At 70.8% G+C, this 12,296-nt stretch carries 11 protein-coding genes; 5 read left to right on the plus strand and 6 right to left on the minus strand.

All coding sequences use genetic code 11. The annotated features are described in order from the left end of the window. Positions 1 to 34 precede the first annotated feature (34 nt). Positions 35 to 841, minus strand: coding sequence for a C40 family peptidase (locus DFJ67_RS40630; RefSeq protein ID WP_239097193.1), 807 nt, complete (start codon positions 839 to 841; stop codon positions 35 to 37). 520 nt (positions 842 to 1,361) lie between these two features. Here DFJ67_RS40630 and DFJ67_RS40635 point away from each other — a divergent pair. Genes DFJ67_RS40635 through DFJ67_RS40645 form a run of 3 tightly spaced genes read left to right on the plus strand, consistent with a single transcriptional unit; the run spans position 1,362 to position 3,977 of the window. Continuing rightward, the gene (locus DFJ67_RS40635) at positions 1,362 to 2,582 is read left to right on the plus strand and encodes a MurT ligase domain-containing protein (RefSeq protein WP_116074841.1); all 1,221 of its coding nucleotides are present in this window, start codon (positions 1,362 to 1,364) and stop codon (positions 2,580 to 2,582) included. Continuing rightward, a complete protein-coding gene (locus tag DFJ67_RS40640) occupies positions 2,572 to 3,282 on the plus strand; it encodes a type 1 glutamine amidotransferase (RefSeq protein ID WP_116074843.1) in 711 nt (236 codons plus the stop codon). Before DFJ67_RS40635 ends, DFJ67_RS40640 begins: the two co-directional genes overlap by 11 nt. Beyond that, a complete protein-coding gene (locus DFJ67_RS40645; protein ID WP_409362913.1) occupies positions 3,279 to 3,977 on the plus strand; it encodes a TVP38/TMEM64 family protein in 699 nt (232 codons plus the stop codon). Before DFJ67_RS40640 ends, DFJ67_RS40645 begins: the two co-directional genes overlap by 4 nt. On the opposite strand, the gene DFJ67_RS40650 is transcribed toward DFJ67_RS40645, so the two are convergent. Further along, positions 3,940 to 4,710: a TetR/AcrR family transcriptional regulator C-terminal domain-containing protein gene (locus DFJ67_RS40650; protein WP_170216179.1), complete on the minus strand. Its 771-nt coding sequence runs from the start codon at positions 4,708 to 4,710 to the stop codon at positions 3,940 to 3,942. The genes DFJ67_RS40645 and DFJ67_RS40650 overlap by 38 nt on opposite strands. A gap of 75 nt (positions 4,711 to 4,785) precedes the next feature. Between DFJ67_RS40650 and DFJ67_RS43120 the strand changes: the two genes are divergently transcribed. Next, positions 4,786 to 4,965: a hypothetical protein gene (locus tag DFJ67_RS43120; RefSeq protein WP_170216180.1), complete on the plus strand. Its 180-nt coding sequence runs from the start codon at positions 4,786 to 4,788 to the stop codon at positions 4,963 to 4,965. A 69-nt stretch (positions 4,966 to 5,034) separates the two neighbouring features. Next, a complete protein-coding gene (locus DFJ67_RS40655) occupies positions 5,035 to 5,790 on the plus strand; it encodes an SDR family NAD(P)-dependent oxidoreductase (protein ID WP_116074863.1) in 756 nt (251 codons plus the stop codon). 40 nt (positions 5,791 to 5,830) lie between these two features. Here the strand turns inward: DFJ67_RS40655 and leuS are convergent, their stop codons facing one another. From leuS to DFJ67_RS40675, 4 genes are all read right to left on the minus strand, one after another. After that, positions 5,831 to 8,692: a leucine--tRNA ligase gene (gene leuS / locus DFJ67_RS40660; protein WP_116077238.1), complete on the minus strand. Its 2,862-nt coding sequence runs from the start codon at positions 8,690 to 8,692 to the stop codon at positions 5,831 to 5,833. A gap of 180 nt (positions 8,693 to 8,872) precedes the next feature. Next, complete coding sequence (locus tag DFJ67_RS40665; RefSeq protein WP_170216181.1) at positions 8,873 to 9,499, minus strand: GOLPH3/VPS74 family protein; 627 nt, start codon at positions 9,497 to 9,499, stop codon at positions 8,873 to 8,875. A gap of 29 nt (positions 9,500 to 9,528) precedes the next feature. After that, complete coding sequence (locus DFJ67_RS40670) at positions 9,529 to 10,533, minus strand: acetamidase/formamidase family protein (protein ID WP_116074868.1); 1,005 nt, start codon at positions 10,531 to 10,533, stop codon at positions 9,529 to 9,531. A 33-nt stretch (positions 10,534 to 10,566) separates the two neighbouring features. Next, positions 10,567 to 12,030 (minus strand): APC family permease, encoded by a 1,464-nt coding sequence (locus tag DFJ67_RS40675; protein ID WP_116074871.1) that lies wholly within the window; start codon positions 12,028 to 12,030, stop codon positions 10,567 to 10,569. Between the last annotated feature and the right edge of the window lie 266 nt (positions 12,031 to 12,296).

Genomic DNA, 12,296 nt, shown 5'->3' on the forward strand with positions numbered 1-12,296 from the left:
GTGGCTCCGCCGTGCCCCGGACTTCGCGCGTTGGTCAGACGAGCCGGCGGACCACGTAGTTCCGGGCCCAGATCTTGTGCTTGCCGACCCGGGTTCCCGGATGCGGTGCGTCGTACATGTAGCCGCCACCGGCATAGACGCCGGCGTGTGTTCCATAGGAACCGCTGCGGACGATGATCAGGTCGCCCGGACGGGCGGCCGACTTCGACACCTGGCGGCCGTAGCGCTGCTGGCTGTTCGCCTTGTGCGGCAGCTTCTTACCGGCGGCCTTGCGGTAGACGTACATCGTGTAGCCGGAACAGTCGAACGCGGACGGTCCCGCTGCCGCGTATCGATACGGCTTCCCGACGTGCCGCTTGGCCTCGGCGAGCACCTTCGCGCCACTCGGCGTGACGGTGACCCGCATGACCTGCGACCAGTAACGCGCGTAGCCACCACCGCCGCGGAACACGAAGCGGTAGGAGGTGGTGGCACCCGGCTTGACCGCGAACCAGTTGTAGCCGTTGGCGTACAACTTCTTGGTTGCCCGGGTCTTCCAGGACCGCGAGGCGGCGGTGTATTCCTCGAGCGCCACCACCGTCCCCGCGCCGGCCGGCTTGCCCGTCTGCGGGTCCTTGGCGAAGATCCGCAAATTGCCGGTCGCGCCCCAGGGCAGTTTGGGCCGGGTGTTGGTTGCCGTGATCACCGGCCGTGGCGCGGCGGCCGCGGCGGCCTCGGCCGCCTGCGCCGGCGACATGCCGATCAGTTGGCCGGCGCACAGGCACGCGGCGGCGGTGGTCGCGGCGATCCTTCCGGCACGGGCAGTGGACCGCCCGGGCCGGCGTGAACGGAGTTCGAGCACGAACGAAATCCCTCCGGCACGCCTGCGGGAGGAGCCGCCCGGTGTGCTGGCGCGGCTCTCGCCGCACCGTTCGACACCCGGCGTCGCCCCTGCCGCTGGCCGCGGCGTGGCGAAGCTGGTCCCCCCATCCCCGCTCTGGTTTGCCGTAGGTAGGCATCAGGGACGACGCCACGGGGATGAGCGGGGTTCGACGTGTCCCACGCGGCGCGGTGGTCACGCAACGCTGCGCGACCGCCATCGATTTGTAGCCGATCACGCGTTATACCCGCTGGAGTCACCCGACTACGTATTGAAGTTGGCACGCGCCGTCTCGCCCCGTACGACGACGCGTGCCCGATTCATGACCGACAGTGAGTGACTGTCCGGTCTGCCGTGCGTAATAACGATCAGTGACGATGCGCACACAACTCGTTCGTGGTGAAGGGACGAATCGGGCATTTTTGGTGGCCCCCGCGCCCGCGCGCGACCGGTCACGTGCTATGTCCTGTCCGGTAACCTCGCTCGCGTGACTGACGCGAAAATGCCCCTGCGGGCAAAGGTGGCCAGCTCGGTGTCGCGCACCGCAGCGGCGCTGTCCCGTGCCGCCGGGCGCGGCGACGGTTCGGTGATCGGCGGTTGGATCGGCCTCAAAATCGACCCCGAGCTTCTCACCCACCTCGCCGCCGGCCGGTCGGTGGCGCTGGTCTCGGGCACCAACGGCAAGACGACGACCACCAAGCTCACGGTCGCGGCCCTCGAATCGCTCGGCCGGGTGGCCACCAACGCGTTCGGCGCCAACATGCCGACCGGCCACACCTCCGCGCTGGCCAAGGCCGGCACCACGCCCTACGCGGTGCTCGAGGTCGACGAGCACTACCTCGCCCGGGTCCTCGACGAGACCCAGCCGCGGGTGGTCGCGCTGCTCAACCTCTCCCGCGACCAGCTCGACCGGGCCAAGGAGGTGGCGATGATGGCGCAGATGTGGCGCACCGCCCTCGCCGCGCATCCCGGCGTGCAGATCGTCGCCAACGCCGACGACCCGATGGTCACCTGGGCCGCCCTGGGCTCCCCCGCGGTCACCTGGTTCAGCGCGGGCCAGCGCTGGCACGACGACTCCTGGGTCTGCCCCGAGTGCGGCGGCGCGATCGAGCGGGCCAACGGCGACTGGCGGTGCACCAACTGCCCGCTGCGCCGCCCCAAGCCCGACTGGGTGGTCGAGGAAGACGGCGTCATCGACCCGACCGGCGCGTGGCACCAGGTCCACCTCCAGCTTCCGGGCACCGTCAACGTGGGCAACGCGGCCACCGCGCTCGCCGTCGCCGCCCACTTCGGCGTCCGCCCCGCCGACGCCGTCAAGCGGCTCGGCGCGGTCACCTCGGTCGCCGGCCGCTACGCCCAGGTCGAGCGCGACGGCCGGCTGATCCGGCTGCTGCTCGCGAAGAACCCGGCGAGCTGGCTGGAGGCGTTCGACATGGCCGAGGCCGCGCCGACACTGCTGTCCATCAACGCCCGCGACCCCGACGGCCTCGACACGTCGTGGCTGTTCGACGTCGACTTCGCGCCCCTGCGCGGCCGGCGGGTGCTGATCACCGGCGACCGGGCCTTCGACCTGGCGGTGCGCCTCCAGGTCAACGGGGTCTACTTCGAACATGTGACCTCGTTCGCCGACGCCGTGGCGGCGGTGCCGCCGGGCCGGCTCGAAGTGATCGCCAACTACACCGCCTTCCAGGACATCCGAGCGGAGCTTGACCGTGTCAACTGAAGACCTGCGGATCGTCTGGATCTACCCGGACCTGTTGTCGACCTACGGCGACCGCGGCAACATGCTGATCCTGGCCGCCCGGGCGCAGGCCCGCGGCATCCCGGTCGAGACCATCGAGGTCCGCTCCGACCAGGCCCTGCCCGACTCGGCCGACCTCTACCTGCTCGGCGGCGGCGAAGACGGCCCCCAGGCGCTGGCCGCGCAACGGCTCAACGCCGACGGCGGCCTGCACCGGGCGGTGGCCCGCGGTTCGGTCGTGTTCGCGGTCTGCGCCGGCTATCAGCTGCTCGGCGGCTCGTTCTTCGCCAAGGGCGCCAAATACCCGGGCCTCAACCTGCTCGACCTCAACTCCGACCGCGGCCCGTCGCGGGCCGTCGGCGAGCTGCACGGCGCGATCGACCCGCGGCTGGGCCTGCCGCCGCTGTCCGGCTTCGAAAACCACGGCGGCCGCACCCACCTCGGCCCGGGCGTCTCGCCGCTGGCCCAGGTGACCACCGGCATCGGCAACGACGGCACCAGCGAGGGCGCCTGGCGGGGCAACCTGCTCGGCACCTACTCGCACGGCCCGGCGCTGTCCCGCAATCCGGCCCTGGCCGACCTACTGCTGCGCTGGGCGACCGGTGCCGGCTACCTGCCACCGCTCGACGACACCTGGGCCGAGCGGCTGCGCCACGAGCGCGAGCTCGCCGTCCAGCCGTGACCGGGCAGCGGGCGATCGCCGGCCCGCCGGCACCGCCCGCGCCGCCATCGAAGGCCCGGTGGCACCCGGCCCTGCGGTTCGCGATCCTGGTCGCCCTCCTGGGTGCCTTCGGCCTGCTCCTGCTGCTCGCGCCGCCCGACCTGCGCGCCATCCCGGACGCGGTCGACCAGCTCGGCCCGCTGGCACCGGTGGCGGCGGTCGGCGTCGGTGCCGCGTTGCTGGTCGTGCTCGTGCCGCGGACGCTGATCACGGTGGCGTGGGGCGCGCTGTTCGGCCCGCTGGGCGGCGCCGGCTACACGCTCGCGGCGGCCTTTCTGGCCGCGCTGCTGGGTTTCGCCGTCGGCCGTTGGCTCGGCCGCGACTTCGTCGCGGAGCGGCTGCGCGGCCGGCTGGCCCGCCTCGACGGCTGGTTCACCCGCCAGTCGGTGTTCGGCGTCATCACCGTGCGGCTGCTGCCGATCGGCGGCTTCGGCCTGGTCAGCTACGGCTACGGCACGACCGGCGCACGCCTGCTCCCCTACCTGCTGGGCAGCGTGATCGCGTCGATCCCGTCGGCCTTCGGCTACGCCGCGATCGGGTCGGCGGTGGTCTCACCCGGCTCGGTCAACTGGCTCGCCGTGGCACCGGCGTCGTTCGGCCTCTTCGCCACCGCGATCATCATCTGGCGCTGGCGTCGTTCGGCATCCCGGGCGTGACGAACCGGGCCGCCGCGCCGTCGAGAATCGCCTGGAGACCCCGCTCGAACTGATCCACCAGGCCCTGCTCGTCGATCGGCGGGCGCGGCGCGTCGGGGTCTCTGGGGTCGCGGTCGCCGAGCAACGCCGCGGTGTGCGGGAACTCGCCCGTACGCAACTGGGCCAGCCCGTAGTCGATGATCGCGGCGACCGTCTCGGGATCCTGGCCCGTGGCGCTCCGCCGGCTCTCGCCGGCGCGCAGCACGCTGCCGAACACATAGGAGTCGACCACGGCGAGCAGGTCGAACGTGGCGGCGCTGTCCAACCCGGTGCCGGCCAGCACGGCCAGGTACTGCTCGAAGTGGCGCATCGCGTTGGGACCCAGCGACGCTCCGCCGCGGCCGGTCGCGACCGCCCAGGGGTGGCGCAGCAGCACGGCCCAGGTGCGGCGCGCGATGGTGGCGACCGCCTCGCGCCAGTCGCCGGGCAGTTCGCGGGCCGGGACGAGCACCTCGGCCATCAGCGCGTCGTCCATCAGCGCGACGAGTTCGTCCTTGGTCCGGACGTAGTTGTAGAGCGTCATGGTTCCCGCGCCCAGCCGGGTCGCGACGTTGCGCATGGACACCGCGTCGATGCCGTCGGCGTCGGCGATGGCCAGCGCGGCGTCGGCGATCTGCGCGCGGCTGAACCGCGGACCGCGCCCGCGGGGCTCCGGCCGCGCCCAGATCGGCCCGCCGGCGGTATCCCTTGACATGACGTACACCGTACTTCTAACCTCAAGGACGTACATCGTACGTAAGGACGTATGCCGTACGTGTGGAGGTTCGAGATGCACAAACTCACCCACCGGATCCCGTTGGTCCCGCCGCACGAGGACAAGCAGCCGGGTCATCAAGGCTCCGAGCCGGCGCTGCGCGGTCCATCGTGGAACCACTCACCCGGCCGGCCGCCCCGCGTCCTGGCCGCCTGGCAACGACGCATCGCCGCGCTGTTCGGCCAGCGGGTCTGACCGAGACGCTGCTCACCCCGGGCGTGATCGGCGGAGGGCGGCCCGGCACGACGCGGTAGGACTTGGTCCATGAGATTTGACGGCCGGGTTGTGCTGATCACCGGTGGGGCCGGCGCCATCGCCGGCGCCACCGGACGGGCGTTCGCCGACGAGGGCGCGACCGTCGTGCTGGCCGGCCGCGACGCCGGCAACCTCGCCGCGGCGGCGGAGCGCATCGGTGGTGGCGGCGGCAAGGTCGACTGGATCGCGGCCGACGTGACCGACAGCCGGCAGGTCGCCGGCCTGGTCGTCGAGGTCGTCGGCCGGCACGGCGGGCTGCACGTGGCGGTCAACAGCGCGGGTGTCTTCACCGCCCCGGTGCCGCTCGCCGACCTCGACGAGGCCGACTGGGCCCGGCACGTCGACGTGAACCTGACCGGCGTCTTCCTGGCGATGAAGCACGAAATCGCGCATATGCGCGCCAACGGGGGCGGGGTGATCGTCAACATCGCGTCGAACATCGGCGCACACGGGCGCCGACCGGGCCTGGCCGCCTATGCGGCCACCAAGGCCGCCGTGAGCGCCCTGACCCGCGCCGCGGCGCGCGACCACATCGCCGACGGCGTCCGCATCAAAGCGGTCAGCCCCGGCGCCAGCGACACTCCGATGTCCTACCGGCCCGGCGAAAGCAGGGCCGACCGCGACGCCCGGGTGCGCACCGCCGTCCCCGCCGGCCGGGTCAGCGACCCCGCCGAGGTCGCGGCGGTCGTGCTCTGGCTGGCTTCCGACGAGTCCAGCTTCGTGGTGGGCCACGACGTGGTCGTCGACGGCGGCGCCACCGCGTGACGGCCCCGGGCCGGCGACCGTGGTCGCGGCCCGGGGAATGTCACACCACGACGCTGACCATGCGTCCCTTCACGACGATGACCTTCTTCGGGTCCTTGCCGCCCAGGACGTCGGCCACCTCTGACAGGGCCGCGGACCGGACCTCGTCGTCGGCCGCGTCGGCGGAAACGGAGACGCGTCCCCGCACCTTGCCGTTGACCTGGACCGGGTAGGTGACCTCCTCGGCCACCAGCAGGGCCGGGTCGGCGACCGGGAAGTCGGCGTAGGCCAGCGACGACGGGTGGCCCAGCCGCTGCCACAGTTCCTCGGCCACGTGCGGTGCGAACGGCGCCGTCATCAGGACCAGGGGCTCGACGATCTCCCGCGGCGCCGGGCCGCCCAGCGCGGTCAGGCCGTTGGTCAGCTCGATCAGCTTGGCCACGCCGGTGTTGAAGCGCAGTTCGTCCAGGTCGCCGCGGACGCCGTCGATGATGCGGTGCAGCAGCCGGCGGGTCGGCTCGTCGGCCGGCTCGGAGCTGACCCGGGTCGCACCGGTCTCCTCGTCGACCACCAGGCGCCAGACGCGCTGCAGGAAGCGCTGCGCACCCACCACCGCCCGGGTCTCCCACGGCCGGGAGACGTCCAGCGGACCCATCGCCATCTCGTAGACGCGGAATGTGTCGGCCCCGTAGGCCTCGCACATCTCGTCGGGCGTCACCACGTTCTTCAGCGACTTGCCCATCTTGCCGTATTCGCGCTTGACCTCGACGCCCTCGTGGAACCAGGCGCCGTCGCGCTCCTCGACCTCTTCGGCCGGGACGATGATGCCGCGCGCGTCGCGGAACGCGTACGCCTGGATGTAGCCCTGGTTGAACAGGCGGCGGAACGGTTCGACCGACGAGACGTAACCCAGGTCGAACAGGATCTTGTGCCAGAACCGGGCATACAGCAGGTGCAGGACGGCATGTTCGACGCCCCCGACATACAGATCGACGCCGCCGGGGTCGCCCTCGTGCCGCGGGCCCATCCAGTAGGCCTCGTTCTCGGGGTCGACCGGCTGCTTGTCGTTGCGCGGGTCCAGATAGCGCAGCTCGTACCAGCACGACCCGGCCCAGTTGGGCATCGTGTTGGTGTCGCGGATGTAGCGCTTGGGCCCGTCACCCAGGTCCAGCTCGACGTCGACCCACTCGCGGGCCCGGGACAGCGGCGTCTCGGGGTTGCTGTCGGCGTCGTCGGGGTCGAAGGTGCGCGGCGCGAAGTCGTCGACCTCGGGCAGCGACACCGGCAGCATCGAGTCGGGCAGCGCGACCGGCAGGCCGGTCTCGTCGTAGACGATCGGGAACGGCTCGCCCCAGTAGCGCTGCCGGCTGAACAGCCAGTCGCGCAGCCGGTAGGTGGTCGCGCCCGTGCCGGCGCCGTGCGCCTCCAGCCAGGCGATCATGGTGGCCTTCGCCTCGACCACGCCCAGGCCGTCCAGAACCAGGCCGCGGTCGGGTGCGGCGGAGTTGATGGCCGGACCGTCGCCGGTGAAGGCCTTGCCGTCGAACCCGTCGGTCGGCCGCACCGTGCGGATGATCGGCAGCTCGAAGACCTCGGCGAACTCCCAGTCGCGCTCGTCCTGGCCGGGCACCGCCATGATCGCGCCGGTGCCGTAGCCGGCCAGCACGTAGTCGGCGATGAACACCGGGACCCGCGCGCCGTTGACCGGGTTGACCGCGTAGGTGCCGGTGAAGACGCCGGTCTTGTCACGCGTCTCGGCGGCCCGCTCGACCTCGGTCTTGCGGGCGGCGGCGCGCCGGTATTCGGCGACGGCCTGGACCGGCGTCGCGTAGCCGCCCTTCCACGGCTCGTGGGTGCCCTCGGGCCAGTGCCGGGCGGTCAGTGTGTCGACGATCGGGTGCTCCGGCGCGACCACCATGTAGGTGGCGCCGAACAGCGTGTCGGGGCGGGTGGTGAAGACGGTGATCTCGCCCTCGGCGCCGGCCGCGGTCTCGAACGGGAAGTCGACGTGCGCGCCGGTCGAGCGGCCGATCCAGTTGCGCTGCATCAGCTTGACCGGCTCCGGCCAGTCCAGCGTGTCCAGGTCGTCGACCAGGCGATCGGCGTACGCCGTGATCCGCATCATCCACTGCTTCAGCCGGCGCTTGAACACCGGGAAGTTGCCCCGCTCGCTGCGGCCGTCGGGGGTGACCTCCTCGTTGGCCAGCACGGTGCCCAGACCCGGGCACCAGTTGACCGGTGCCTCGGAGACGTAGGCCAGCCGGTGCTCGTCCAGCACCGCGCGCCGCTCCACCCCGGACAGCTCGGACCACGGGCGGCCGTCGGGCGTCGGGCGGGTGCCGGCGGCGAACTGGTCGACCAGCTCGTCGATGGGACGCGCTCTGCCAGCGTCGGTGTCGTACCACGAGTTGAAGATCTGCAGGAAGATCCACTGGGTCCAGCGGAAGAACTCGGGCTCGCTGGTCGCGATCTTGCGGCGCTCGTCGTAGCCCATGCCCAGGCGGCGCAGCTGGGCCCAGAAGCGGACCATGTTGCGCTCGGTGGTGATCCGCGGGTGGGTGCCGGTCTGCACGGCGTATTGCTCGGCGGGCAGGCCGAACGCGTCGAAGCCCATCGGGTGCAGCACGTTGAAGCCGGTCATCCGCTTGAAGCGGGTGTAGACGTCGGTGCCGATGTAGCCCAGCGGGTGACCGACGTGCAGGCCCTCGCCGGACGGGTAGGGGAACATGTCGTGCACGTAGATCTTGGGGGCGCCGGCCCGCGGGTGCTCGGGGTCGGCCAGCTCGCCGACCGGGTTGGGCGCCCGGAACGTGCCACGGGCCTCCCAGTAGTCCTGCCACCGCTGCTCGATGTCGCCGGCCAGCGCGGCCGTGTATCGGAACGGCGGAACGTCGTGCTCGGGACGCTCGGCTGCCTCGCTCATCTTCGCCACCTCGGTATTTTCATCGTCAGGGCCAGGGGTGTGGCGCGCGGGGGTCTTCAGGGGTCATCAGGGCATAAAAAAGCCCCTCACACAGGAGGGGTAGCCGTGCGACGCGTCAGCGCGTCAGCACGGCTCGATAAGGAGCAGGAAGGCCCTGGCCATGACCGCAGTGTACCCGGATCAGCGATAGATCGCGAACGCGGCGCTGCTCACCAGCGTGCCGACGCCATCGACGATCTCCCGCACCGGCGGGGCCAGGTGGGAACGGATGTCGCGCAGCCGCGGCTCCAGGCCGGCCATCGGCATCGTGGTGAACACGTGCTCGTGCAGCAGCACGGCGTGCACCAGGCCACACAGGGCGGCGGTCGGCTCGTCTGGCTGCGAGCGGCCGTGCGCCGCGTACCAGAGCCGGACGGTGATCGTGCGGACCACCGCCTCGTCGGCCGGGTAACGGGTCACCGGCACCAGGCCGAGCCGGCGCTGCACGGCCTTGGTCAGCACGCCCTCGGCCAGCAGCTCGGCCCTCACCGCGTCGATGGCCCCGGTGCGCAGTTGCGAGAGGGCGCCGGCCAGCGGCGGCGGCTGCGGCGACCGGGCGATCGCGGTGAGCAGCCCGTCGGCCTCGGCGTCGCCGGTGGCCGGCGTGTCGACCGCGCTGAGCCGGCCGGCGGCGACGCCGACCCGGCCGGCCAGCACGAGCTCGATCAGCCGGGCCCCGGCGACACCGATATCAAGACTGTCAGCGTGTACGGCTGGCCGCCCGGCGTTGTCGTAGCCGAGCAGGAACAGCTCTTCGCGCAGCCGCACCGCGTCCGTCCCTCCCCCTCGACGGGCGCTCAGCGATAGCTGTCGGCGAGGGCGCGTAGTCGGGCGTGGGCGCCCTGATACATGTCGACGGAGGGAAGGTAGCGCTTGGCCACCTTCGCGACCATCGTGTAGTTGGCGTCGACCACGTTGCCCACCGGTGCCTCGCCCGCCTGGCTGATCAGTTGATAGGAATCGAGCACGTCCAGCTTGCCCGCGTCGGCCACCCAGGTGACCAGGTCGTGCTGGCTGATCCGGAACGCGTCTTCGAGCGGCCGGGCCGAACCGGTCGACATGAGATGGTCGTCGGTCTCGAGCCGCGGCCACGGCGTGGCCACCCCCTTGATCAGCTCGACCGCGACGACGGTGTCCATCGCCGCCTCGACCGCGACGCCGCTCACCTCGCCCTGGCCCTGGCGGGCGTGCCCGTCGCCGAGCGCGAACAGCGCGCCGGGCACATTGACGCCGAAGTAGACGGTGCTGCCGGCGCGCAGCTCCGGGGTGTCCATGTTGCCGCCGTGCGCGTCGGGCACGATCGTCATCCGCGACTCGAACGCGCCCGGCGCCACGCCGACCGTGCCGTGCATCGGGTCCAGCGGCAGATCGACGGTGAAGTCACTGTTGCGCGCCGTGTAGCGGACCAGCGAGTTGGCCTTGTCGACCTCGTACACCCAGACCCGCTCTTCCAACGGCTCGTGCAGCATCGCCGTGTTGTGCGTCGTGGTCAGCGCGCCGAAGTGCGGGAACGTCGATGAGATGGCCCAGTCACGGGCCGGGGTGATCGAGATGAAGTGCAGCGCGAGCGTGTCGCCGGGTTCGGCGCCCTCCACGTGGAACGGCCCGCTGACCGGATTGAGGAAAGGGAACTCGCAGACCTGCGAGGGCAGGTCGCCGACACCGCGGACGGCTCCACCGAAGCAGTCTTCGGTGTAGGTCTCCAGGATGTCGCCGGGCTTGATGCGGGCCACCGGCTCGCGGCCGCCGAACGTGTAGCTCAGTTCGGCGGCCGTCGGCCGGTAGCGGAGGACGTCGGTCACGCTTCCGCCTTCCGGATGTTGGTGCTCGTGATCTTAGGGAGCCGCGGTGAGGTTGTCGTCGGGGTCCACCGTCGTCTCCTCGGACAGGCCCGAGAGCATCGGGGTGCGCTTGGTCGCGACCAGGACGCTGACCACCACGATGCCGATCAGGACCCAGATCCCGCCGATGAGCTGCGCGAAGATCTTCTGGTTGATCACCACGTAGACCAGCATCGCCAGGCCCAGGGCCGGCAGGATCAGGTGCCGCAGCCAGTCGCGGCTGCCGTTGCGGATCACGTACCACCAGAACACGGTCACGTGCAGCACGATGAACGCGATCAGCGCGCCGAAGTTGACCAGCCGGCCGAGGTCGGTGATCGCCTGCGCCTCGCGGGTGAACCACAGCGTCAGGCCGAGCACCAGCGACAGGGCGGCGACCAGGAAGACCGCGTTGGTCGGCACCGCGTGCTTCGGCGAGACCTTGGCCAGGAACGCCGGCAACTGCTTGTCGCGGGCCATCGCGAAGAGCAGCCGCGACGTGGCGCCCTGCGCGACCATCGCGTTGGCGATGCCCCAGGCCAGAGCGGTGGCGAGCGAGGTCAGCACATACATCCAGTGCCCGCTGGCCGCCTCGGCCGCCTGCGCGAACTCGTCGCCGACCACCGCGCCGCCGCTGAGCAGGCCGTCGGCGCCGGGCACGAGCATCGAGGCGAGCCAGGTCTGCAGGACGAACAGCACGCCCGCGACGATCAGCGCGCCGGCCATCGCACGACCGATCTTGCTGGCCTCCTCGCGGTTCTCCTCGGCCAGCATCGAGATGCCGTCGAAGCCGAGGAAGGAGAGCATGGCTACGCCGACCGCGGCGAAGATGAGCGACCAGCCGAACAGGTCACCGTTGAACAGCGCGGTGCCGGCGGAGAGCCCGTTGCCCTTGCCCTGACCCAGCGCGATCAGGAAGACGACGACGACCAGGGCCAGCACGATCAGCTCGGCGATCAGGAACCAGCGCGTGACCGTCGCCGTGATCTTGATGCCGAGGTAGTTGACGAGGGTGTTGACGAGAACGAACAGCACCAGCCAGAGCCAGGTGGGAATGGCGGAGATGATGGCGTTCATCGAGAATGCCGCGACCACGTAGAGCAGGCTCGGCACGAGGATGTAGTCGAGCAGGATCGCCCAGCCCGCGACGAATCCGACCGGCGGTGCGATTCCGCGACTCGCGTAGTTGTAGACCGATCCGGCCATCGGGAAGGCCTTCACCATCTGCGCGTAGGAGTTCGCCGAGAACAGCATCGCCACCAGTGCCACGACATAGGTCAGCGCGACCATGCCGCCGGACACCTGGAACACCGAGCCGAAGATGGCGAAGGGGGCGATCGGCACCATGAACACGAGGCCGTAGGCCAGCATGTCGATGAAGCGGAGCTCCCGCCGAAGCTCTTGGCGATAGCCGAAGTTTTCGAGGGATGCCGGTCCCTCTGCCGGTTGCGGACTCACGTCCGCCTGAGGGGAAGCCATGAGGCGTCACGATAGTGGTCGATGATCGTTTATGAAAGATATCGATCCGCCATTTCATGGCGCGGTTTGTCGTTGTTTTCAGTTATCCGCTCAAGGGCCCACCGCACGGTCATTTCACCCAACCTGGACAGCGGAGGCACGCGGGTCGGCGCCGCCGAAAAATCCAGATAGCCTGATGGGACGGGTGGGGCCGGCGGTGTTGCGGCGGCTTGCCGAATTCCCCCCGCACCGGGTGAACCAAACCACGGGCCCAGACGCTCTTGAGT

The sequence above is a fragment of the Asanoa ferruginea genome, assembly GCF_003387075.1.
In the GTDB taxonomy this organism is placed as follows: domain Bacteria; phylum Actinomycetota; class Actinomycetes; order Mycobacteriales; family Micromonosporaceae; genus Asanoa; species Asanoa ferruginea.

Excerpts from the sequence above, each read along its gene's own strand:
- DFJ67_RS40635 (WP_116074841.1), top strand. The coding sequence starts at position 1,362 with ATGCCCCTGCGGGCAAAGGTGGCCAGCTCGGTGTCGCGCACCGCAGCG.
- DFJ67_RS40650 (WP_170216179.1), bottom strand. The coding sequence starts at position 4,710 with ATGTCAAGGGATACCGCCGGCGGGCCGATCTGGGCGCGGCCGGAGCCC.
- DFJ67_RS43120 (WP_170216180.1), top strand. The coding sequence starts at position 4,786 with ATGCACAAACTCACCCACCGGATCCCGTTGGTCCCGCCGCACGAGGAC.
- DFJ67_RS40655 (WP_116074863.1), top strand. The coding sequence starts at position 5,035 with ATGAGATTTGACGGCCGGGTTGTGCTGATCACCGGTGGGGCCGGCGCC.
- leuS (WP_116077238.1), bottom strand. The coding sequence starts at position 8,692 with ATGAGCGAGGCAGCCGAGCGTCCCGAGCACGACGTTCCGCCGTTCCGA.
- DFJ67_RS40675 (WP_116074871.1), bottom strand. The coding sequence starts at position 12,030 with ATGGCTTCCCCTCAGGCGGACGTGAGTCCGCAACCGGCAGAGGGACCG.